The sequence below is a fragment of the Acinetobacter sp. DMC2 genome (assembly GCF_056314305.1).
In genome coordinates this window covers 16932-38333 of sequence record NZ_JBQUYP010000010.1, presented here as the reverse complement: position 1 = coordinate 38333, position 21402 = coordinate 16932, and the positions used below count along the sequence as shown (strand labels likewise).

The 21402-nt window shown below is 39.6% G+C and carries 22 protein-coding genes, 1 tRNA gene and 2 pseudogenes; 15 read left to right on the top strand and 10 right to left on the bottom strand.

Features of this window, described 5'->3' with window-relative positions; all coding sequences use genetic code 11:
* Positions 1 to 311 precede the first annotated feature (311 nt).
* Entirely contained in the window at positions 312 to 983 is a 672-nt protein-coding gene (locus ACT53H_RS18055; RefSeq protein ID WP_004793576.1) for an XRE family transcriptional regulator, read from the top strand.
* Positions 984 to 1133: 150 nt separating this feature from the next.
* Here ACT53H_RS18055 and ACT53H_RS18050 read toward each other — a convergent pair whose 3' ends face one another.
* Positions 1134 to 1367, bottom strand: coding sequence for a hypothetical protein (locus ACT53H_RS18050; RefSeq protein WP_004793577.1), 234 nt, complete (start codon positions 1365 to 1367; stop codon positions 1134 to 1136).
* A 174-nt stretch (positions 1368 to 1541) separates the two neighbouring features.
* Positions 1542 to 1618 (bottom strand) — tRNA-Met (locus ACT53H_RS18045).
* A 257-nt stretch (positions 1619 to 1875) separates the two neighbouring features.
* Here ACT53H_RS18045 and xseA point away from each other — a divergent pair.
* Positions 1876 to 3141 (top strand): exodeoxyribonuclease VII large subunit, encoded by a 1266-nt coding sequence (gene xseA, locus ACT53H_RS18040; RefSeq protein ID WP_476009806.1) that lies wholly within the window; start codon positions 1876 to 1878, stop codon positions 3139 to 3141.
* Positions 3131 to 3325, top strand: a complete 195-nt coding sequence (gene xseB, locus ACT53H_RS18035) for an exodeoxyribonuclease VII small subunit (RefSeq protein WP_004793582.1) — start codon at positions 3131 to 3133, stop codon at positions 3323 to 3325. Before xseA ends, xseB begins: the two co-directional genes overlap by 11 nt.
* Before the next feature lie 198 nt (positions 3326 to 3523).
* Here the strand turns inward: xseB and ACT53H_RS18030 are convergent, their stop codons facing one another.
* Both ACT53H_RS18030 and ACT53H_RS18025 read right to left on the bottom strand, forming a co-directional pair.
* Complete coding sequence (locus tag ACT53H_RS18030; RefSeq protein ID WP_353156882.1) at positions 3524 to 3742, bottom strand: hypothetical protein; 219 nt, start codon at positions 3740 to 3742, stop codon at positions 3524 to 3526.
* Positions 3743 to 3790: 48 nt separating this feature from the next.
* Positions 3791 to 4384 carry a LysE family translocator gene (locus tag ACT53H_RS18025; protein ID WP_174766481.1) on the bottom strand — a complete coding sequence of 198 codons (594 nt, stop codon included), beginning with the start codon at positions 4382 to 4384 and terminating at the stop codon, positions 3791 to 3793.
* Positions 4385 to 4826: 442 nt separating this feature from the next.
* Between ACT53H_RS18025 and ACT53H_RS18020 the strand changes: the two genes are divergently transcribed.
* Both ACT53H_RS18020 and ACT53H_RS18015 read left to right on the top strand, forming a co-directional pair.
* Positions 4827 to 5156 carry a hypothetical protein gene (locus tag ACT53H_RS18020; protein ID WP_004793585.1) on the top strand — a complete coding sequence of 110 codons (330 nt, stop codon included), beginning with the start codon at positions 4827 to 4829 and terminating at the stop codon, positions 5154 to 5156.
* Positions 5157 to 5627: 471 nt separating this feature from the next.
* Positions 5628 to 5984, top strand: coding sequence for a four-helix bundle copper-binding protein (locus ACT53H_RS18015; protein WP_004793587.1), 357 nt, complete (start codon positions 5628 to 5630; stop codon positions 5982 to 5984).
* A 633-nt stretch (positions 5985 to 6617) separates the two neighbouring features.
* Here the strand turns inward: ACT53H_RS18015 and ACT53H_RS18010 are convergent.
* The 3 genes from ACT53H_RS18010 to ACT53H_RS18000 all read right to left on the bottom strand — a co-directional run bounded on the left by ACT53H_RS18010 (position 6618) and on the right by ACT53H_RS18000 (position 10002).
* Positions 6618 to 7025, bottom strand: coding sequence for a GFA family protein (locus tag ACT53H_RS18010; protein WP_353156887.1), 408 nt, complete (start codon positions 7023 to 7025; stop codon positions 6618 to 6620).
* A 28-nt stretch (positions 7026 to 7053) separates the two neighbouring features.
* Positions 7054 to 7455 carry a Cu(I)-responsive transcriptional regulator gene (cueR, locus tag ACT53H_RS18005; protein WP_004642046.1) on the bottom strand — a complete coding sequence of 134 codons (402 nt, stop codon included), beginning with the start codon at positions 7453 to 7455 and terminating at the stop codon, positions 7054 to 7056.
* A 75-nt stretch (positions 7456 to 7530) separates the two neighbouring features.
* A complete protein-coding gene (locus ACT53H_RS18000) occupies positions 7531 to 10002 on the bottom strand; it encodes a heavy metal translocating P-type ATPase (RefSeq protein WP_353156891.1) in 2472 nt (823 codons plus the stop codon).
* A gap of 166 nt (positions 10003 to 10168) precedes the next feature.
* On the opposite strand from ACT53H_RS18000, the gene ACT53H_RS17995 reads away from it, so the two are divergent.
* Positions 10169 to 10369: a heavy-metal-associated domain-containing protein gene (locus ACT53H_RS17995; protein ID WP_174728942.1), complete on the top strand. Its 201-nt coding sequence runs from the start codon at positions 10169 to 10171 to the stop codon at positions 10367 to 10369.
* Between the two features lie 57 nt (positions 10370 to 10426).
* Here the strand turns inward: ACT53H_RS17995 and mobR are convergent, their stop codons facing one another.
* Positions 10427 to 12097: a phenol degradation transcriptional regulator MobR gene (gene mobR / locus ACT53H_RS17990; protein ID WP_353156894.1), complete on the bottom strand. Its 1671-nt coding sequence runs from the start codon at positions 12095 to 12097 to the stop codon at positions 10427 to 10429.
* A 369-nt stretch (positions 12098 to 12466) separates the two neighbouring features.
* Here mobR and ACT53H_RS17985 point away from each other — a divergent pair, with 369 nt between their 5' ends.
* From ACT53H_RS17985 to ACT53H_RS17955, 7 genes are all read left to right on the top strand, one after another.
* Positions 12467 to 12754, top strand: a complete 288-nt coding sequence (locus ACT53H_RS17985) for a phenol hydroxylase subunit (protein WP_000193471.1) — start codon at positions 12467 to 12469, stop codon at positions 12752 to 12754.
* 20 nt (positions 12755 to 12774) lie between these two features.
* Positions 12775 to 13776, top strand: a complete 1002-nt coding sequence (locus ACT53H_RS17980) for an aromatic/alkene monooxygenase hydroxylase subunit beta (RefSeq protein WP_353156897.1) — start codon at positions 12775 to 12777, stop codon at positions 13774 to 13776.
* A gap of 11 nt (positions 13777 to 13787) precedes the next feature.
* Positions 13788 to 14054, top strand: a complete 267-nt coding sequence (locus tag ACT53H_RS17975; RefSeq protein ID WP_000049448.1) for an MmoB/DmpM family protein — start codon at positions 13788 to 13790, stop codon at positions 14052 to 14054.
* 45 nt (positions 14055 to 14099) lie between these two features.
* The gene (locus tag ACT53H_RS17970; protein ID WP_151744609.1) at positions 14100 to 15626 is read left to right on the top strand and encodes an aromatic/alkene/methane monooxygenase hydroxylase/oxygenase subunit alpha; all 1527 of its coding nucleotides are present in this window, start codon (positions 14100 to 14102) and stop codon (positions 15624 to 15626) included.
* A gap of 59 nt (positions 15627 to 15685) precedes the next feature.
* Positions 15686 to 16048, top strand: coding sequence for a phenol hydroxylase subunit P4 (locus ACT53H_RS17965; protein ID WP_004793601.1), 363 nt, complete (start codon positions 15686 to 15688; stop codon positions 16046 to 16048).
* Between the two features lie 14 nt (positions 16049 to 16062).
* Positions 16063 to 17124 (top strand): 2Fe-2S iron-sulfur cluster-binding protein, encoded by a 1062-nt coding sequence (locus tag ACT53H_RS17960; protein ID WP_476009805.1) that lies wholly within the window; start codon positions 16063 to 16065, stop codon positions 17122 to 17124.
* Positions 17125 to 17308: 184 nt separating this feature from the next.
* Complete coding sequence (locus tag ACT53H_RS17955) at positions 17309 to 18190, top strand: SphA family protein (RefSeq protein WP_476009804.1); 882 nt, start codon at positions 17309 to 17311, stop codon at positions 18188 to 18190.
* A gap of 48 nt (positions 18191 to 18238) precedes the next feature.
* On the opposite strand, the gene ACT53H_RS17950 is transcribed toward ACT53H_RS17955, so the two are convergent.
* Together ACT53H_RS17950 and ACT53H_RS17945 are read right to left on the bottom strand one after the other, a co-directional pair.
* Positions 18239 to 19198: a LysR family transcriptional regulator gene (locus tag ACT53H_RS17950; protein ID WP_004702719.1), complete on the bottom strand. Its 960-nt coding sequence runs from the start codon at positions 19196 to 19198 to the stop codon at positions 18239 to 18241.
* 44 nt (positions 19199 to 19242) lie between these two features.
* Positions 19243 to 19373: pseudogene (locus ACT53H_RS17945) on the bottom strand (hypothetical protein).
* 106 nt (positions 19374 to 19479) lie between these two features.
* Here ACT53H_RS17945 and benA point away from each other — a divergent pair.
* Both benA and benB read left to right on the top strand, forming a co-directional pair.
* Positions 19480 to 20862, top strand: a complete 1383-nt coding sequence (gene benA, locus ACT53H_RS17940; protein ID WP_476009803.1) for a benzoate 1,2-dioxygenase large subunit — start codon at positions 19480 to 19482, stop codon at positions 20860 to 20862.
* Positions 20859 to 21378: pseudogene (gene benB, locus ACT53H_RS17935) on the top strand (benzoate 1,2-dioxygenase small subunit). The gene benA and the pseudogene benB overlap by 4 nt, the downstream one beginning before the upstream one ends.
* Positions 21379 to 21402: the final 24 nt, after the last annotated feature.

Genomic DNA, 21402 nt, shown 5'->3' with positions numbered 1-21402 from the left:
GAACATTAAGCCTGATCCACGGAATCGGGCTTTTTTTTATTCCATTTTTTGTTTTGATAGCCTATCTGTAAATAATAATTGAGCTATCTCCCTTCTATTTTGCCTCCTCTAGAAACAAAATAAATTTAGCTTTCATCTCAACATTTTGATAATTCAATAAATAATGGTTCAAATACGATTTAAACTTTATCTATTCATCTGAAGATATAACTGATATTATAACTATAGTTATTATTAGTCAATAACTATAGTTGTTTTACTCGATATAACTTTAGTTATATATTTGTTATAAGTTTGCTGGTGTAACCGTTATGGCTCTTAAAGACCGTTTAAAAGATTCTAGAATTAAAGCCAAAAAAACTCAGGCTGAAGTTGCAGAGGCAGTAAAAATGTCTCAGCCAGCCTATCAAGCTTTAGAGTCTGGGAAAAATTTAAAATCTGCGTTTCTTCCACTTATTGCCCAGTTTTTAGGTGTAGATGGATATTGGTTAACGACTGGAAATACAGAAGATGCTTTTAGAGAAAGTGATGTATTTAGCCCTACAGTCGTGAGTGCAGAATCCACCGATCAATATGTCTGGATTGAAGTGGTAGAAGCTAGTTTTTCGTGTGGTACAGGTGAGTCGATCGAGTTCCACTTCGATGCAATTAATGGGAAAATTCCTTTTCCTGCTTCATTCTTTAAAGAAAAACGGGTTGCCCAAGAGTGCATGCGTATTATCAAAGCTAAAGGCGATAGTATGACAGACTACATTAAAGATGGAGATCTGGTCGGTATTGATATCTCTCAAACTGAAGTAATTGATGGCGAGATTTATGCGGTTTACTTTGCAGGGGAAGGAATGATTAAGCAAATTTTTAAAGAAGCTGATGGCTCTTTAATTTTGCATAGTTTGAATGAAAAATTTAGAGACCGCCGTGTAACCGAAGAAAATGGAAAGAATTTTAAGGTTATGGGACGTCAATTCTGGCGAGCGGGTTAAGGTCGTTATAAATATAATTAAAATAATAATTCTATCAATTTAATTCGTTTTTGCTTTTTATAACTTTAATTATTTATGATTCATATAGATATAAAAAAACCTATCTCTTTTAAAGGAGATAGGTTTTTTAGCTTTATTACCATGATTTTATCAACAATACGTTGTTAAACGATAAAGTTGATTAAATCCAGCATAAAAGCTTTTACCATCTTGGTTTAATTCGATTTCTTCACCAGATTGAAGTTGAATTTTCTTACCAACTTCGACCCAACGATAACCATCTTGAGAGTTTTGCTTACGCACATGAGGAACGATCCTCACATTAATCTCATTGCCATTTACGGATGTGGCAATTTGCCACTCATTTACTATATTCACAATCATTCACTCATCACTGAGCTCATGTGATTTAACGGTATTTAATTAGAACGCTAGATTTAAGGTATGGACAGTCAGTCTAGAATTTAATATTTAGCTTTATATTGGGTTATTTATAAGCTAATTGCTTTTCATAATTTTCGCATTATGAAAAGTGGTACATCACAGAGCATAATATTTTGGTTGCGGGGGCCGGATTTGAACCAACGACCTTCGGGTTATGAGCCCGACGAGCTACCAGACTGCTCCACCCCGCAATTGGAAGTAAGCTTTATACGCTCATATATTTCATAAAGCAAACTTTATTTTTTAATCGGTTGTAATTATTAAGAATTATCTTTTTATTAATTTTTCATTTTTAACCGCTCGGTCTAAATAACCCTATCAATTTCCAATTGTTAATTCTTTAAATTGTTGTATTTATTTTAAATAGAACCCGATATTCATAGACAGCAATTGCCTTGGTTGGATGGCTTTTATACTATCTAGGTTAGTCCTTTAATGTTTAGTTTGTATGTCTGAACCTCAGTTTTCCCTTAGTGAATATCTCGGCACAGTTCAGGAAGTCATACGTTTGGCTTTTGATGAGCCAGTCTGGGTAAAAGCAGAGATTCGAAATTTAAATATTAAAGGCGGCCATTACTATTTAGAGCTTGCAGAAAAAGATGCAGAGACTGATAAAGTTATTGCCAGTTGTAAAGCTACGATCTGGAAATTTTCAGCCAGTAAAATTGTTTTAAAGTTTGAACGCGAAACTGGCATTGAGATTTCAAGCGACTTAAATGTGCTCATCAAAATTAGAGCACGTTTTGATCCTCAATATGGATTTTCGGTCAATATTGAAGAGATTGACTCAAGCTTTACCTTAGGTGAAATTGCTAAACGTTATCTGCAAATTATTGAACGCCTCACACAAGAAGGGTTAATTCACAAAAACAAACTCCTGCCTACTCCTTTTGACATTCAAAATGTTTTAGTCATTGCTCCTCAAAATGCTGCGGGCCTAGGTGACTTTAAAAAAGATGCCGATGCTCTAGAGAGAAATGGTGTTTGCCATTTTGTGTATCACACCGCTACTTTTCAAGGGAACACCGCTGCAACTAGTTTGATTGAGTCTTTAGGTTCAGGTTTAAGACAATGGGCCAGCACATTTAAATTTCCACCAGACCTTATTGTAATTATTCGCGGTGGCGGATCTGTGAATGATTTGGCTTATTTAAATGATTATGAACTTGCAGCCCTGCTCTGCAAACGTACTGTACCGATTTGGGTTGGTATTGGTCATGAAAAAGACCGAACCATTCTTGATGAAATTGCCCATCGTTCATTCGACACGCCAAGTAAAGTGATTGCTGGCATCCGTAACCATATTGTTGAACGCGTACAAGAAGCCGTTGATAGTCTGCAAACCATTAAGCTTCTTTCGCAGCATCAAATCACAACGTATCAAAGTAAGAATGATCAGCTACTTCATCAGATTAAATCTTCGGCCCAAGGTCAACTTAACTCGGCACATCGCCTGCTTGACCAAATGAAAGAGCGTATTCAGTTTAGTTCACAACAACAGGTTAAATTTTCATTAACTCAAATCGAATCATTAATGAAAGAAATCCTTTTACAAAACCCCAAACAAGTTCAAGCCAAAGGCTATGCAATTGTCAGATCCGAAGGAAAAGCGATTCGGTCTATACATGAAATTTCAAACTCTGCCATTGCCATTGAAATGCAAGATGGTGTGATTGAAGCCAACATTACACAGGTAATTCCAAATGAACAATGAAGAGTTAACGTTTAAAGACGGCCACGACATTTTGAAAAAAAATGCCGAACTACTTGAGTCTCAAGAAAGCCCAGATATTGATAATTTAATGAAGATTGTTGAAGAATCGATTACTGCTTATAAAGCGTGTAAATCACGTATAGAAGCTGTTCAACAAGCTTTAGATGAAACATTTAAAGAATAATGGGCAATAAAAAAAGCCCATTCCTACTTCTCATTGAAGGAATGGGCTTAGTGAAAACCACTTAGTCCTGAAATGCAAAAATGTGGATTAGGTCACATTTTTGCAAAAGCATAGTCCCACAAGTATTGGGCATCTTCAATATTTTAATTGTGTCTATTACGTAGTTTGGCTCTATTTTCAGCGCTTCTTAGCTAAAAGCTATTCCTCGCTGAATGCTCCAATCAATTGATAAATTTTGCCGTCTTTAAGGTTCTCATAAAGTAAATCCATGTTCGGCAAAATAATATCATCGTCAATTTCAATATGTTCAACGCTTTTGTGAAGTTCAAGGGCATGGTCATTCATAGGTCGAACTTTTGCCAAAGCAATCGTTTCTTGGTTAAACTGATCCTTAATAATTACTTTTAATCTTTTCATAAAAATCTCCTGAAAATTAAATTTTTTAATATAAATAACGAGTTAAGTTTAAAATGAGCTAATCGCTGAATAGCCGATTGGCATAGCAAAAAAAGTTAAAATAAATGCAGCCGTACGTTGTAAATTACGTTGGTTTAACCAAGTTACTTTGTTTGAAATTAATACGGTTCCAAAAGCAATCCATAAAAAAGCAATGGGTGTAATTAATGATAAAAAAACAGCAATATGAATAAAATATACGTGAAACACTTCCCATGCTGCATGTGGAAAAATAGCAGAAGCAAAGAGTAAAGCTTTAGGATTTAAAAGTGTCGCGACAAATAAAGCCTTAGGCGTAATCAGTGGATTGTCTAATTTGATGTCATTTGTCGATGTTGTCCAAAGTTTAAATGCAAGGTAGAGAATAAAAGTTGCACTTATTAACTTTAATACAGGTGGAAGCCACGGAATAAAATGTGAAACGGACTCAAGTAAAACACCCCATGAAGTAATTGCAATGAGATAACCCATCACTTCAGCAGGAATAAGTTTAAGAGACTGCTTCACTCCTGCCTGTATTCCAGCAGAGGCTAACAATGTATTTGTTGGGCCTGGAGTCAACAAAATGGTGACCACAAGTCCAATGAACATAAATGACACCATAGGCAACGAACTCTTTAATTATGCTAGGCGAAATATGTCAAAAAGGTGCATCTATTGTCGACAAAATGGTTGTAACAAGAAATATTAAAACTTAATTATTTACTTTTAAAACAAACAATTAAATCAAACTGACCTTAAATTCACTTAAGATTTTATCATTTTTAAATATGCAAAACCGATCACACAAATACGAAATAGTGAGCTATTCTTTCTTGCCTACACTGAATTAACTTGAAAATTTATTCCTCAAAAAAATAAGCTTTTTTTACTATTTTTGAGCTTATATAACTCAAGAAATAACAGTTTCCCGCCTCACTTGAAATTTGAAAATTGAACAATATATAAACAACTAGAAATCGTGATTTTACTGAATATGATGTCTTGCTCCCCATCAATTCATTGATCGCCGCTTTCATCACATAAATCAGATGATGGAGGATGCATGATGAATGCTTATGTTCGCCCTCATCCAGATGGTTTTAAATCTTATTTAGGTAAAAATCAGAAAACCGGACTCTATGCTGTACGGCTTGGTTGGACGGTGTATGAAACAAATGGCAATGGCTCTGTTCTATACATTGTCAAGAATGAAGATAAGATTCCATTGGATGTAGATAAGTTTAAAACTGACCGACCCAAAATTTATGCTGCTCTTCTTAATGAAGTTCAGTTTCAACGCAAGAAACAACTGGCGATTGATCTCCAGCAATCAAATATCCCTTCTTATGACCGTAAAGCCTACAAAAAACGTCGTGGCTTTATAGACTCTTAAAACTTATCTTTATAGTACGCATATAGAAAAAGCACCCTTGGGTGCTTTTTCTTTTAACGACCAGTTGTAATTAATACGAACATACTCAGTATTAATGTGCTCAATGATCGTTTGCAATGGATGTGGACTTCATGCTCAGCTCCGTGAGCGTATTGATTAACGTTTTCCATTTCGTGTCCTTCAAAGTTCACATTCCTAATTTGCCTAATATTCACACAATAAGAAATTAGCCAAAAGTATTATATGCAATTAAATTTAACACAATCCTTAAATTTAAATCCCCTATCAATATCAAAAATTACTAGCGTTTAAGCTAAAAGCTGGATGTAACATTCTACTACGAGGTTAATCATGTATTAGCGATTTGTAGCCCTTTCATATCAAACACCCATGCCTTAAAAATGATCTTCTAAAATAGAAAATATAACGATATTCCATTTTTTAATAATAGTCTTCGCTAGGAGAACTCTTATGGAAATTCAACAAGAAACAAACTCAGCTTTATTTTGTGATACCTCCACCTCAGTTCAAGCCTGTATTGAATGTATGATCGCTTGTAAAACGTGCGCAGCTGCATGTTTGCAAGAGGAACATGTCCATATGATGCGAGAGTGTATTAAGCATTGCATGACATGTGTAGAAACCTGCCAACTGTGTACATCTTTAGAGTTAAGAAATTCTGAGCTTGCTGAACAAGCCATGCAATTGTGCGCTAATGCCTGTCAACTTTGTGCAGCGGAATGCAGTAAACATGAACATGAGCACTGTCAGATCTGTGCTAAAGCATGTTTAGCGTGTGCTAAAGCTTGTTTGGCCTATCGCGCCTAAATTTTTAAACGTGTAAAGCCTACGCAATCTTTAGATCGTAGGCTTATTAAAATATAATAAGTAACAGAAAGTTATATGTTTTTTATTTAAGTCGAGTTAATAATTACTTTTCTATAGGCATAAAAAAAACCCGCATCTTGGGGAAGAATGCAGGCTCTTAGATCTCCCACAACGACCATGAGTCCATTATTAAACTTGAACTTTAAACCGTTAAGTAAATGTACCTATAAATAAATTAAATTGCAATACAGAATAGTCTGTATGTTTAAAATTTTTTATTATTTTTACATCTTTTTATTTGCTTAAGAACAAATGGTAAAAAATGGCTTCATAAAAAATTTTATTTATATTTTGGTCATCCAATAAATAGCTTTTTACAGGCATTAAAAAAGCCCGTTTCACGGGCTTTTCTGCAACGGTGAGCAATCTAAGATTTGTGTCTATCCATCTCTTACATGCTCTTTGCTAGCTATAAGTAAGGTCTTATCGTATCTTTTGCCCTGTCCCAAGTTTCCCTGTAGATCGAGGAGATATTACGATTACCTTAGGTACAGTTATAGCACATTATTTATTCATGGCTAGTCTTGTTCACGTTTTTTTACAAATGAATAAAACATGATCAAACCTTAATATTTAAGGGTTTTCTACCCCATTTTGATATTGGCGAGCACTATCGCAAATTGGATACCATTTCACTTTTGAAGACACAAAAGCATGAGAAATGACAGATGTCGATATTTCTTCATTAATGAGTCCTACCCTCAAACGCACTACTTCAGGCTTATCTAGACGTTCACTCCAGATCGGTGAACCACAAGTTTTACAGAACACTCTCTTTTTATTAGGCGATGCAAAATAAGCCTGCAAAAGGTTTTCACCCTGCACAATATTTAAGCCACTTTTTTGTACTTGAGTAATGGCAGCAAAAGCAGCACCTTGGGCTTTTTGACACTGTGTGCAATGACAAACCATAATGGGTTCTAATTCGCTATTAATTTGTAGTTGGATACCATTACATAGACAAGAAGCTGTATAAGCCATGATTTTCCCTTTTTTATTTTAATGAAACTTAGCTTACACCCACACCTTTTTCAATGTGATCTAAGATCGCACAAGAAGCTTGCTGGTTGCCGCAGCAATCATCGGCTGAAGCCTGCAAGATATTAACCATTTCTTGGAGATGGGCAATTTTCTGTTTTAATTCGGCAATGTGTTTTACGGTTAAGGCTTTCACCTCTGCACTCTGCCGGTCTGTATTTTTCCAAAGCGAAATAAGCTCTTTCATCTGTTCAGATGAAAAACCTAACTCTCGTGCATGCTTTAAAAAGTTTAAAGTTTTAAGGTCTGTTTCTGAATAAATGCGATAGCCAGAAGCAGAACGCTGAGCTGCTTCAAGTAAACCGATTTCTTCATAATAGCGAATCATTTTCGCTGAAATGCCCGAATGTTTGGATGCCTGACCGATATTCATCTCACACCTCAAATATTAAATTTGGTTTAAGACCTGCTGTCATGATCTTAAACCAAAAGTTGATTTTCAGCACGTTTACTCTACTGGCGCATGAAAACGTTTTAAGCGTAATGCATTGCCTAACACAAAAACCGAAGAAAGTGCCATCGCGCCTGCTGCAAACATAGGTGAAAGTAATACACCAAATGCTGGATATAGCGCACCTGCTGCAATTGGAATAAGAGCAACGTTATATACAAATGCCCAGAACAGGTTTTGACGTATGTTTCGCATGGTTGCTTTACTTAATGCAATTGCGTTCGGTACGCCTTTTAAACTACCTGACATCAACACAACATCGGCTGCTTCAATGGCAACATCTGTGCCCGTACCAATGGCTAAACCGACATCTGCTTGCGCCAAGGCTGGTGCATCGTTAATGCCATCACCAACAAAGGCCAATCGACCATATTGTTTTTGTAGTTGGCGAACTGTGTCCACTTTGCCTTCGGGTAAAACCTCTGCCACAACTTCATCAATGTTCAGCTTTTTAGCAATCGCTTGCGCTGTATGACGGTTGTCTCCTGTAATCATGGCAACCTTGAGACCTAATTGATGCAAGGCCTCAATCGCAGCATAGGTTGTTTCTTTAATTGGATCCGCCACGGCAATAATTGCTGCAAGTTGCTGGTCAATGGCAACATAAAGCGGTGTTTTGCCCTCTTCACCTAATTGAGCAGCAATCGCTTGGAATGAGCTGGTGTCTAAACCAAGTTGATGCATATAACGGTCTGCGCCAATTTGTACTTTTTGACCTGATACTTCAGCCTCAATACCTGAACCTGTAATCGAGTTAAATGCTGTTACGGGTAATAAGTTTAGGTCTTCGCTTTCTGCTGCTTGAACAATCGCGAGGGCAATTGGATGTTCAGACTTAGCTTCGACCGAAGCAACTAAAGTTAGCACTTGTTCACGTTCAAAACCTGATTGCACATTAAAGTCTGTCAGTGTCGGTTTACCCTCGGTAAGTGTGCCCGTTTTATCAACGGCAACGACCTTCGCTTCTTGTAAAAGCTGCAAAGCTTCACCTTTACGGAATAAGACACCTAACTCAGCACCACGTCCAGTACCGACCATAATAGAAGTTGGCGTTGCAAGCCCCATCGCGCAAGGACACGCAATAATCAGTACTGCAACAGCATTCACCAAACCAAAAGTCAGCGCAGGCTCTGGCCCAAAAATAAACCAGACCAAGAAAGTAATTACAGCAATTAGCATGACAGCCGGTACAAACCACATGGTGACTTTATCGACCAAACCCTGAATCGGAAGTTTAGAACCTTGGGCTTGTTCAACCATGCGAATAATTTGTGAAAGTACAGACGAGCTACCCACTGCGGTTGCCCGAATGTTTAAAGTACCGTTTTGGTTGACCGTACCACCCACCACCTGCTGTCCCATTATTTTTTCAACTGGGACAGGCTCACCCGTAATCATAGATTCATCAATGTAGCTATGTCCTTCGACTACTTCACCATCGACTGGCACACGTTCACCCGGGCGAATTTCTACAATAGTTCCACTGACCACTTCGGCAACAGCAACTTCCACCACTTGACCGTTACGCTGAATACGAGCTGTTTTGGGCTGCATTCCTACTAAATGTTGAATAGCTTGTGAGGTTCTTCCTTTGGCTTTGGCTTCAAAATATCGTCCAAGCAAAATTAAACTGACAATAACGGCAGCCGCTTCAAAGTAAACATTGACCGTGCCTTGGGGTAATACGTATGGCATAAAGGTTGCCACGACCGAGAAGCTATAGGCAGCTAAGGTTCCCACAGCGACCAGTGAGTTCATATCGGGTGCTAAACGCCATAAGGCCGGAATACCTTTTTGGTAAAAACGGCGACCAGGAAAAACGAGTACTAAGGTGGTCAAAACAAACTGTAAAAGCCAGCTATTGTATTGACCAATCGTATCCATGATCCACATGTGAAAAGCTGGAATTAAATGTGAACCCATTTCCAAAATAAACACAGGTAAGGCCAACACAATCGAAATGATTAAATCTTTTTTAAGCTGATCTAACTCTGACGCTTTTTTGTCGAGTTGCTCATCTTGATTTTTTTCAGATGCTTTCGCGTCATAGCCTGCTTTTTTAACAGCGCGAATTAAGTCTTCGACATTGACTGATGCATCTGCCTGCACCCAAGCCTGCTCTGTTGCTAAGTTGACTGTGGCTTCTTGAACGCCGTCTACTTTTTTAAGGGCTTTTTCAACACGTGCAACACAAGATGCACAGGTCATGCCCTCAATAGATAACTCTACTGGTGCAGCTTTTGGAACATCATAACCTGCTCGTTCAACTGCTTTAACCAGTGCTTCGCGCTGAATCGGTTGATTTGAATAAACAACAGCTTTTTCTGTTGCCAAATTAACGTTGGCAATTTCTACATTTTCAACTTTCTTAAGTGCTTTTTCGACACGGCCTACACACGAGGCACACGTCATGCCTTCGATTGAAAGTGTTTCACTATATGCTGGCAATTTTGTGTTTTTTGAGTCCATCAAACACCTCTGCAAATCTGCAAAATTTAATATTCTGTATTGAGCATACAGATTCCCATCATGGGAAGGTCAAGCATATTTTTTTAAAAATTTAGTATTGACCTTACAATCATGACAAGGTTTAGACTCAGAGTTATCCAAACAAACATCTCATTCTTGATGGAGTATGAACATGAAACTACTTATTGAAAATATGACTTGTGGTGGCTGCGCTCGTGGCGTGACTGCGACGATTCAAGATATCGACCCAAATGCAAAAGTAGATGTAGATTTAGCGACCAAAATCGTGACTGTTGAAAGCAGTGAAAGCGTCGATAAAATTACCGAAGCACTTAAAGAAGATGGCTTCCCAGCGAAAGTGCAATAATGAATAAGGCCTAACGTTTAAAGTTAGGCCTTTATTTTTGAGCTTGTTGATATCGACTCAAAGCTGAAATTTTTTAATTCGATAATCCAGTGCTGCCCGAGTTAGCCCTAATAAACGTGCCGCTTCAGACACATTATGATTTGCCTTTTTTAAAGCCGTTAAAATTAACTGCTTCTCGTGTTCTTCTAAATTAAACTCTGGCTGTAATAATTGGTCAAAGTCAGTTTTAATAGCTACAGTCTGCTCTGGGTCATACTTGATCTGTGGAAAAATGGCATTTAATTTAATCAACTGCTGATCGTCCGTTAATAAAACCGCCCTTTCTAATAAGTTTTCCAACTCACGAATATTGCCCGGCCACTCATATTGCTGCATAAAAACTTTGGTCTTTTCACTTACACCCTGAATGGTTTTACCATACATTTTTTCAAAGCGATGAAGAAAGTGTTCAACCAGTAAAGGAATATCTTCACGGCGCTCTCGCAAAGGTGGAATCTGCACTGGGAAAATATTTAAACGATAATACAAATCTGCCCGAAAGCGTCCTGTTTTCACAGCCTGCTCAAGGTCTTCATTGGTTGCTGTAATTACACGGACATCTAATATACGCGTTTGTGAATCTCCTACTCGCTCAAATTCACCTTCTTGCAAAATGCGTAATAGTGCTGCTTGTGCACGAGGAGAAAGCTCAATCACTTCATCTAAAAAAATAGTACCGCCATTGGCTCGTTCAAACTTGCCCAAGCGAGATTGATGCGCTCCTGTATAAGCACCTTTTTCTACCCCGAATAATTCAGACTCAATTAACTCTGGTGGAATCGCTGCACAGTTTACCGCGATAAAAGGCTGGTCTTTTCTTTGACTATTTTCATGAACCCCTCGTGCAAAAGCTTCTTTACCAACGCCAGTTTCGCCTTGTAGCAAAATAGAAACTTTCGAGCCTGCTGCTTTGGTTAGTAATGCACAGACCTGTTTATAAGAAGCTGACTTACCCACAGAACTAAATAATTGGTAATCGGCCTCACTGTCGCTATAAATTGATTTTTTTAGTTCAAAAAGTTCAGCCTGCAACGCGATCAGTTCTTTTTCCATGGGTTCTGGTGACATGAACTGAATCAGCTCATCTGCATTTTCCCACTCTTCTAAAGGCTTACCGATAATACGGCAATGCTCATCGCCGCAAGCTTTACACTCTATTTCTTGATAAATAATGGTCATGCCCGTCGCAAAACTGCTGTATCCGCATGCATAGCCAAGTAGCATCCAACACGCAGGTTCCTCACTTGGACCAAAATGTTCTAAATGCACATCGGCTTCAAAGGAATTGAGCCAATTTAAATCGGCATAAAACTGTTTTTTATCGTGGCTTAAATTGAGTTGGTTAGCCTGTACTTGAACCATTCCACGAATGGCATGCATTTGTGGACCTGCCATAAAAGCATCGTGTTCATTTAAATCGGGACGCATTTTTGTTGTAACTTCTGCATCTTTTAATCCAGCTTGATACCCCAATCGAATAAAAAAACGCTTGGTTCGTTCAAGTCCAATCATGTGCGCTAAATCTTTACGCAAATATCCCATAATACTGGTGTGTAAAAGCAGCATCCGATATTCATCAAACCAGATTTGGCCGTGGGCAGTATCAAACTGCAGTTTAGACAGCAGATCATGAATTTCTTGCGGATGATCTGCGTATCGTCCCGTTGTATCGTATTTTACTCGAGCCATGAGTGATCTGTTTTAATCCATTAAACACATTTGGGTTTTATCTCATCTTATCGAAGAACCAGATAAATGTCCTAGTACCTTAAAGACATAACTTCATACTAAAAAAGTATTTCTAAATCTCTCCATTTAAAGCCTCAAACAATCTAAAAAGAAATTTCTACGGCCCTCTTCATCAAATCATGAATATCTCTATTTCACCATTCAAAAAAATTCATGAAATGGTGAATTTTAAAAATGCTGCACTTTTAATAAAAATACTAAGCAATTGTTTTTAATTATAAAAATAAAGTTGGCATAGCTTTTGTAAAGCTTATAGCGAGAGCAAGGAGCATTCATCAATTTCAAGACCATGTCTTGATGGAGTACAGCATGACGCAACCTCAAGTCGAAGCACTAACCAAATATATTCGGGTGACTGGCGACTTAAACGCAGAGTTTATCGAATTCGATTTTGCCATTCACGACCCAAGTCTATTTGTGGAACTGGTTTTGCCTAAACATGCATTTAATGATTTTTGTAAGACCAATCAAGTGGTTGAAATGACCCAAGAGCAACAAGCTTTTAATGATGCTCAGGAAGAAAAATGGCGCTATGGCACTGAAGCAACCTTAGTCGGCACGCAACGTAATAGCAACGATCACGATGATCAGATGTAAAAATATAAGGAGATAAAGCCATGACTTTAGAAATCAAAACGTCAAATGTCGAACCTATCCGCCAGAACTACGCCTATATCGAAAGACGATTTGGTAGTAAGCCAGCAACTCGATATCAAGAAGTAAGTTTCGATGTACAGGCAGAAACTAACTTCCACTATCGTCCTTTGTGGAAACCTGAAAAGACTTTAAATGACAAAACCCATACTGCCCTGCAAATGCAAGATTGGTATGCATTTAAAGATCCACGTCAATTCTATTATGGAACTTACGTTCAACACCGTGCACGTTTACAAGACACTGCCGAAAGTAATTTTGCTTTTTTTGAAAAACGTCAGCTTGCAGAACATTTGTCTGACGAAGTCAAAGCCAAGGTCATTGAATGCCTATTACCATTTCGCCATGTTGAACAAACTGCAAACTTACACATGATGTCTGGGAGTGCCTATGGTTATGGCACCGTGCTTACCCAAGCTTGTATTTATGCCGCGATGGATCATTTAGGAATTGCGCAGTACATCTCACGGATTGGTTTAGCTTTAGATGGTAATAGCGGCGATTCATTACAACAGGCAAAACAGGCTTGGATGCAGAATCCTGCATGGCAAGGTTTACGCCGTCTGTGTGAAGAAAGCCTCATAGAGCAAGACTACTTCAAACTTTTCTTATTACAGAACCTTGTGATTGACGGATTTGTGACAGAGCTTGTCTATCAACAGTTTGATCAGTGGTTAGTGAGTCAAAATGCTCGCGACTTAGCCATGCTGACTGAGTTTATGAAAGATACTTTAGGTGATTTACGTAAGTGGTCAGACACCGTCATTAAAACTGCCGCAGCAGAATCCGATCATAACAAACAGCTATTAAATGAATGGTTCACCCAATCTTTAGCTCAAGTAAAAGCAGCTTTTACACCGTGGGCAACAGCAGCCTTAACAGCACATGCAGTCGATCAAGCAGAACAAGCCGTTATTGAACGTGCAAAAAAACTCGGCCTACAACCAGAACTTGCAAATGCTTAAGGAGAAGCAACATGTCTAAAGTCTATCTCGCATTACAAGACAACGATACTTCACGCTACATCATCGAAGCGATTGAAGAAGATAACCCTGAAGCTTCAATTCAGTATTTACCCGCCATGATTCGAATTGAAAGTGAAACTGATTTGGTGATTAAAGCTGAAACCGTCTCTGAGAAACTAGGCCAAGATTGGGACATCCAATCATTACAACTCAACATGATTACGCTGGGCGGCAACGTCGAAGAAGATGACGATACTTTCCGCCTTCATTGGAATTAATCACAACATAGACGTTGTTTAACAAAGATTTAAGGATGATCAATCATGACAACTCAAACTAAAGAAACCAGCAAAAAATTAAATGCTAAAGATCGTTACCGCGCATTAACCCGTGATCTGGACTGGGACTTTTCTTATGCAGACCGTAAAGAAGCATTCCCTTATGAAGAGTTTGAAGGTATCAAAATTACTGACTGGTCTAAATGGGAAGATCCATTCCGTTTAACCATGGATTCTTACTGGAAATATCAGGCAGAAAAAGAGAAAAAACTTTATGCCATTTTTGATGCTTTTGCTCAAAACAATGGTCAGATGAATGTCAGCAATGAACGTTACTTAAATGCCATCAAACTCTTTTTAACGGCGGTGACTCCACTTGAATATCAGGCTTATCAAGGCTATGCACATGTAGGCCGCCAGTTTAGTGGTATTGGAGCACGTATTGCTTCTCAGATGCAGTCGATTGATGAGCTGCGTCATGTACAGACTCAAATTCATGCCATGAGCCATTACAACAAGTTCTTTGATGGTTTTCAGGACTGGGCGCATATGCATGACCGCGTTTGGTATTTATCTGTACCTAAATCATTTTTTGAAGATGCCCGTTCTGCTGGCCCTTTCGAGTTTTTATTAGCGATTAGTTTTGCTTTTGAATATGTACTTACCAATTTGCTGTTTGTACCGTTTATGTCGGGTGCAGCTTATAACGGCGATATGGCAACCGTAACCTTTGGTTTTAGTGCACAGTCTGATGAAGCGCGCCACATGACGCTTGGTCTGGAAATCGTAAAATTCTTGCTCGAACAACATGAAGACAACGTGCCGATTGTGCAGGAATGGATTGATAAATGGTTCTGGCGCGGAACTCGTTTGCTTTCAATTGTGGGCATGATGATGGATTACATGCTGCCAAACAAAGTGATGTCTTGGAAAGAAGCTTGGGAAGTTTATTTTGAACAAGCAGGCGGTGCGCTATTTAAAGATTTAAGTCGTTATGGCATTCGTATGCCGAAATATAGCGATGTGATTGTGAAAGAAAAAGAGCATGTTTCACATCAAGCATGGTGGATTTTTTACAACTTTGGTCATGCGGCCGGTTTCCATACATGGATTCCAACCGATGAAGAAATGGATTGGTTATCTGCTAAATATCCAGACACTTTCGATAAATACTACCGTCCAAAATGGGAGTTGGCTCGCAAAATGGAAGCTGAAGGTAAACGCTTCTACAGCGCAGGTTTACCACAGCTTTGTCAGGTTTGTCAGATTCCAATGACCTTTACTGAAATGGGTGATGACCCGACTCAGTTTAGTTATCGCCATAGCATTTACCAAGGCGAACGCTACCACACCTGTTCAGATGGCTGTCATGACATTTTCGAGCGCGAGCCTGAGAAATATATACAAGCATGGCTACCTGTAAATCAAATTTTGCAAGGCAACTGTGGTGGCGGTGACCTCGAAACTATGCTCCGCGATTATTACCGCATGAATGTCGGTGCCGACAATCTGGATATTGAAGGTTCCCCAGACCAACAGCGCTGGAAAAAATGGAAAGGCAACGCAGCTTAAGCACAAGGAATTGTTCAGGCAGTCATCAAGCTGCCTGATCGGAAATAAGGAGATTGAACATGACTGTTCGCGCGATACACAACAACTATCAATTTGAACCGCTTGATCTACAAAAAAATTATGGCGATCAATTCTTACTTTATGTGGGTTGGGATCATCACACCCTTTTTTGCTCGGCACATGCCATGCTTGCCTCGCCTCAACAAACTCTTGAACAGTTGATTGAGCAACAAATTACAGGTGGTTTTGCCCAACATCCAGATTTTGCCAAAATTGATTGGTCAAAAGTGCAATACAGCTTAGATGGTCAAATAATCAGTCCTGAGAGTACAAAAACTTTGGCAGAGCTTGGTTTTGGTCATAAGTCATTACTTCGTTTCGTTACGCCAGAATTAAATGGCTATAACGATAGCTACGTTTAATTCGGAGGTGTGTCATGAGTTATCAAGTCACCATTGAACCGATCGGAACAACGATTGAAGTAGAAGAAGATCAGACCATTTTAGATGCAGCTTTACGCCAAGGCGTTTGGTTACCCTTTGCCTGTGGTCATGGCACTTGTGGGACATGCAAGGTTCAAGTCACCGACGGTTTTTATGATGTTGGTGAAGCTTCACCATTTGCGCTCATGGATATCGAACGCGATGAAAATAAGGTGCTTGCCTGCTGCTGCAAACCACAGTCCGACATGGTTATTGAAGCCGATGTCGATGAAGACCCAGATTTCTTAGGTCATTTAGTTCAAGACTATCAAGCGACCGTAATTGAAATAAAAGATCTATCACCAACCATTAAAGGTATTCGTCTACAACTAGATCGCCCAATCGAGTTCCAAGCTGGCCAATATATCAATGTCCAATTTCCAGATATTGAAGGAACACGGGCATTTTCAATTGCCAATTCACCAAGTGAAGTGGGCATTGTTGAGCTGCATATTCGTAAAGTTGAAGGCGGTGCAGCGACGACTTATGTACATGAACAGCTTGCCCCAGGTGATTCGCTTGATATTTCAGGCCCTTATGGTCAATTTTTTGTACGCAAGTCAGATGATCAAAATGCCATTTTTATTGCAGGTGGGTCAGGTCTTTCAAGTCCACAATCGATGATTTTAGATTTGCTTGAGTCTGGAGATGCCCGCACAATTTACCTGTTCCAAGGAGCACGGGACTTAGCAGAGCTATATAACCGAGAATTGTTTGAACAACTCGTAAAAGACTATCCAAACTTCCGTTATATCCCTGCCCTGAATGCACCAAAAGCAGAAGACCAATGGACTGGATTTACCGGATTTGTGCACGAGGCTGTTGCCGATTACTTTGAAAATCGATGTGGTGGACACAAAGCGTATTTGTGCGGCCCACCAATCATGATTGACTCGGCAATTTCAACGCTCATGCAAAGTCGCTTATTCGAACGAGACATTCATACTGAACGTTTCTTAAGTGCAGCCGATGGTGCTACTGGACAGTCACGTTCAGCTTTATTCAAACATATTTGAAGATAAACCTTTAAGCACTCTGCTTTTTCAAATGAGCTTTGTATTTGTAATTTAGAAAGCAAATACAAGGCTCACAGGAGTTCTGCATCTCAAATTTAGAGGTTAAACAGACTCAAGTTTTTAAAGATCGTTAAGGAATAACGTTTTTTAGTGACATGCGAAACAACACAGAATAGGACATTCTATGAATAACAAAATCTCTGCAATCATATGTGGTGTGCTCACTGCTCTTTACGTTCAATCTGCATTTGCGACAGAAAATGGCTCAGACTCTTTTGCTTTGGGTGCAGAAGGTATGATGGCAGGCGCTCTGCCACCTGCTGGTGTCTACTTAATCAGTTATTATCAAAATTATCATGCATCAGAGTTTCAAAATGGTCCCGACCAGTTCCATGTTGATGTCAACGCCATGGTTCCGCGGTTGGTCTGGATGACCGATCAAAAAATTATGGATGGACAACTCGGGTTTTATGCAGCCCAACCATTGGTTGATCTACGCCTTAAAGTCAATGGAATGGCTGACTCAAACCAAGGTCTCGGAGACTTAATTTTGGGTGGTATGCTTGGCTGGCATCAAGGAAATCATCACTGGATTGCAGCCCTTGAAACCGTGCTCGGGACAGGTGAATATGACACTCCAAGTACGACACATCCAGTGGAAGCCAATCTTGGGAAAAACTATCACACCATTCGACCGATTATTGCCTATAGTTATGCCAACGCGGCAGGCTTAGATCTTTCAACTAAACTGTCTTATAGCTGGAATACACGTAACGATGCAACCGACTACCAGTCTGGACAATACATTGCGGGTGACTATAGCTTAGGTTACCGCATTAACCCAAAACTCAAAGTTGCAGTTGAAGGCTATGCTTTTAAACAAACTACAGATGACAAAGTAAACGGAAGTGACATTGGTTTTAAAGGACAGGCTTTTGCAATTGGTCCAGGCATTCAATATGCCGATAAAAACTGGTCTATTGAAGCCAAATTTTTAAAAGAAACCGAAGTCGAATATCGTCCCGAAGGCCACACCAGCTGGCTAAAACTGATTTGGGCTTTCTAGAACCATTTAACGCATAGCTTCAACCTTTGAGGCTATGCCCTGCTTTATTTAAAAGTCGATACCGTCTGAATCATCTATCGGATTCTGATCGAGTGTAAAAACAGTACGTTTATATGGAATACCTTCTAAATCGTAAACCTGATAAATACAATCAAATAAAAGCTGTAAGTCTTCACTTCGGTCCATTGCGCGTGCCGTAATGAAAATCGGACTGACTGCGCCGTTATCTAAAATCGGAATGTAATTTAAATGAGGAAAACGAATGGTATCGGCACTGGCAGGAATAATACACAAACCTTCACCCGCTGCCACCAAGCCCAAAGCCAGTTGAATTTCCCGTATTTCATGCATATTTTTTGGAACCAAACTATGCTCGGCAAAAATATTCAAAAGCTGAGTCGAAAAATTAGGTTTCGGCGAAGTGGGATACATAAACATCTTTTCATCAATGAGATCGGCCAGATATACCCCTTCGGTACGCTGAGCAATGGGATGACTCGTATGCGCAGCAACCACCAAGCGTTCTTTACGCAGCAAAATACGTCTCACCGCAGGATCACTAATTCTTAGACGTCCAAAACCAACATCAATACGTCCTTCTTTTAATGCCTGTAGTTGCTCGGTCGTACTTAACTCCATCAATTGAATATTCAAATGAGGTTGTTGTTGCCGAAATAAATAAATGATTCGAGGCAGTAAACCATAGAGTAAAGACCCGACAAAACCAATCGTCACACTACGTTCGATCAGACCAATACGTTTGGTCATACTTTTTATTTCTTCAGCATTCGACAAAAGTTTAAGGGCATGCTGATAAAAGAAATGTCCGGCTGGTGTTGTCTGTAAAGGACGGCTTCCACGCTCAAACAGTTGAATTCCAAGCTCACTTTCCAAATTTTGAATCTGTCGACTCAAAGGTGGTTGAGCAATAAATAGTTTTTCCGCGGCTTTTGTAAAGCTCTGTTCTTCAACAACAGCCACAAAATACCGTAAATGTCTTAGTTCCATAAGGCTTCCATACCTTTAAGATATAAAAAAATGCAAATTCAGTCTTAGACACAGTTTAACCATTCTTTTAAGGTATATACAAGCAACAAACCGATGAAGTGATGAATGGCTTTGTGAAAAAAGCCCTCTTGCCCATCTTCAAGCTATTCATCTTCATCAATTCACGGTTAAACACCCAGCGCACTCATGCGCTTCATTGACAATATTAGGATATCAAGACCTTGTAGATCGTAGCTAAGGCCTTGGTGACTTCCACACTTTTGGAAAGTCGGAGAACGGACATGCCACGTATTCCTGTAATCAATACTAGCCATCTTGACCGTATTGATGAATTACTTGTAGATAATATCGATACAGGTGAATTTAAACTTCATCGCTCAGTGTTTACTGACGAAGCCCTATTTGACCTCGAAATGAAATATATCTTCGAAGGTAATTGGGTTTACTTAGCGCACGAAAGCCAAATTCCAAACAATAATGACTACTACACCACTCACATTGGTCGTCAGCCGGTCATTATTGCCCGCAACCGTAACGGCGAACTCAATGCCATGATCAATGCGTGTTCACACCGCGGAGCACAACTTTGCCGTCACAAGCGTGGTAACAAAGCAACATATACCTGCCCTTTCCACGGCTGGACGTTTAACAACTCAGGTAAATTACTCAAGGTTAAAGATCCAAGCGAAGCTGGTTACTCGGACTGCTTTAACCAAGAAGGTTCACACGACCTTAAAAAAGTGACTCGTTTTGAGAGCTACAAAGGCTTCTTATTTGGTAGCTTAAATCCAGATGTTCCTTCACTTGAAGAATTTTTAGGTGAAACCAGCAAAATCATCGACATGATTGTTGACCAGTCTGAACATGGTCTCGAAGTTTTACGCGGCTCATCTACCTATACCTATGAAGGTAACTGGAAACTCACCGCTGAAAATGGTGCCGATGGTTACCATGTTTCTGCTGTGCACTGGAACTACGCAGCAACGACTCAACACCGTAAAGAAACTCAAGCTGCCGATAACATCCGTGCGATGAGTGCAGGTTCTTGGGGCAAACAAGGCGGTGGTTCATATGGCTTTGAAAATGGCCACATGTTGCTTTGGACACAATGGGCAAACCCCGAAGACCGTCCAAACTTCCCGAAAGCAGACGAATACACCGAAAAATACGGTGAAGCGATGTCGAAATGGATGATTGAGCGTTCACGTAACCTGTGTCTCTATCCAAACGTTTATTTGATGGATCAGTTCGGTTCGCAAATTCGTGTACTTCGCCCACTTTCTGTCAATAGAACCGAAGTTACCATTTACTGTATCGCACCTAAAGGTGAAGCACCTGAAGCTCGTGCACGTCGTATCCGTCAATATGAAGATTTCTTTAATGCATCAGGCATGGCAACACCAGACGATTTAGAAGAATTCCGTGCTTGTCAGGCAGGCTACGCAGGGATTGCCCTTGAATGGAATGACATGTGCCGTGGTTCAAAACACTGGATTTATGGACCAGACGAGGCAGCAAATGAAATTGGTTTAAAACCCATGTTAAGTGGGATTAAAACTGAAGATGAAGGTCTTTATCTTGCCCAACATCAATATTGGTTACAGACCATGAAACACGCGATTGCATCAGAGAAAGAAATTGCTGATCAGGGAGAAACAGCATGAGCACTCAAGACAAAGCAACTTTAGAAAATATTGCTCAATTTCTCTATCGTGAAGCTCGTTTTTTAGATGATGAACAATGGGAAGACTGGCTTGAATGCTATGCACCCGAAGCTTCTTTCTGGATGCCAGCTTGGGACGATGACGATAGATTAACTGAAGATCCGCAATCTGAAATTTCACTTATTTATTATCCAGACCGTCAAGGTTTAGAAGATCGTGTGTTTCGTATTAAAACCGAGCGCTCATCTGCAACCATGCCAGACACACGCACAAGCCACAATATTGCCAACGTTGAAGTTGTTGAGCGCGACGGAGACAAAGTCACTGTTCGCTTTAACTGGAATACTTTGAGTTTCCGTTACAAGACAAATTACAGCTATTTCGGTATGTCACGTTATGTGATCGATTTTTCAGGTGATCAACCAAAAATTTTGAGCAAGTATGTCGTTTTGAAAAATGACTACATCAATCAGGTTATTGATATTTACCACCTTTAAGACATACCCCCTCAGTTAAACGGATGGTTGGCTGAGGGCAAAA

What these genes read in the sequence shown, in the direction of transcription:
- ACT53H_RS18055 (WP_004793576.1), top strand. Translation starts at nt 312, where the DNA reads ATGGCTCTTAAAGACCGTTTAAAAGATTCTAGAATTAAAGCCAAAAAA.
- ACT53H_RS18050 (WP_004793577.1), bottom strand. Translation starts at nt 1,367, where the DNA reads ATGATTGTGAATATAGTAAATGAGTGGCAAATTGCCACATCCGTAAAT.
- xseA (WP_476009806.1), top strand. Translation starts at nt 1,876, where the DNA reads ATGTCTGAACCTCAGTTTTCCCTTAGTGAATATCTCGGCACAGTTCAG.
- xseB (WP_004793582.1), top strand. Translation starts at nt 3,131, where the DNA reads ATGAACAATGAAGAGTTAACGTTTAAAGACGGCCACGACATTTTGAAA.
- ACT53H_RS18030 (WP_353156882.1), bottom strand. Translation starts at nt 3,742, where the DNA reads ATGAAAAGATTAAAAGTAATTATTAAGGATCAGTTTAACCAAGAAACG.
- ACT53H_RS18025 (WP_174766481.1), bottom strand. Translation starts at nt 4,384, where the DNA reads ATGGTGTCATTTATGTTCATTGGACTTGTGGTCACCATTTTGTTGACT.
- ACT53H_RS18020 (WP_004793585.1), top strand. Translation starts at nt 4,827, where the DNA reads ATGATGAATGCTTATGTTCGCCCTCATCCAGATGGTTTTAAATCTTAT.
- ACT53H_RS18015 (WP_004793587.1), top strand. Translation starts at nt 5,628, where the DNA reads ATGGAAATTCAACAAGAAACAAACTCAGCTTTATTTTGTGATACCTCC.
- ACT53H_RS18010 (WP_353156887.1), bottom strand. Translation starts at nt 7,025, where the DNA reads ATGGCTTATACAGCTTCTTGTCTATGTAATGGTATCCAACTACAAATT.
- cueR (WP_004642046.1), bottom strand. Translation starts at nt 7,455, where the DNA reads ATGAATATCGGTCAGGCATCCAAACATTCGGGCATTTCAGCGAAAATG.
- ACT53H_RS18000 (WP_353156891.1), bottom strand. Translation starts at nt 10,002, where the DNA reads ATGGACTCAAAAAACACAAAATTGCCAGCATATAGTGAAACACTTTCA.
- ACT53H_RS17995 (WP_174728942.1), top strand. Translation starts at nt 10,169, where the DNA reads ATGAACATGAAACTACTTATTGAAAATATGACTTGTGGTGGCTGCGCT.
- mobR (WP_353156894.1), bottom strand. Translation starts at nt 12,097, where the DNA reads ATGGCTCGAGTAAAATACGATACAACGGGACGATACGCAGATCATCCG.
- ACT53H_RS17985 (WP_000193471.1), top strand. Translation starts at nt 12,467, where the DNA reads ATGACGCAACCTCAAGTCGAAGCACTAACCAAATATATTCGGGTGACT.
- ACT53H_RS17980 (WP_353156897.1), top strand. Translation starts at nt 12,775, where the DNA reads ATGACTTTAGAAATCAAAACGTCAAATGTCGAACCTATCCGCCAGAAC.
- ACT53H_RS17975 (WP_000049448.1), top strand. Translation starts at nt 13,788, where the DNA reads ATGTCTAAAGTCTATCTCGCATTACAAGACAACGATACTTCACGCTAC.
- ACT53H_RS17970 (WP_151744609.1), top strand. Translation starts at nt 14,100, where the DNA reads ATGACAACTCAAACTAAAGAAACCAGCAAAAAATTAAATGCTAAAGAT.
- ACT53H_RS17965 (WP_004793601.1), top strand. Translation starts at nt 15,686, where the DNA reads ATGACTGTTCGCGCGATACACAACAACTATCAATTTGAACCGCTTGAT.
- ACT53H_RS17960 (WP_476009805.1), top strand. Translation starts at nt 16,063, where the DNA reads ATGAGTTATCAAGTCACCATTGAACCGATCGGAACAACGATTGAAGTA.
- ACT53H_RS17955 (WP_476009804.1), top strand. Translation starts at nt 17,309, where the DNA reads ATGAATAACAAAATCTCTGCAATCATATGTGGTGTGCTCACTGCTCTT.
- ACT53H_RS17950 (WP_004702719.1), bottom strand. Translation starts at nt 19,198, where the DNA reads ATGGAACTAAGACATTTACGGTATTTTGTGGCTGTTGTTGAAGAACAG.
- benA (WP_476009803.1), top strand. Translation starts at nt 19,480, where the DNA reads ATGCCACGTATTCCTGTAATCAATACTAGCCATCTTGACCGTATTGAT.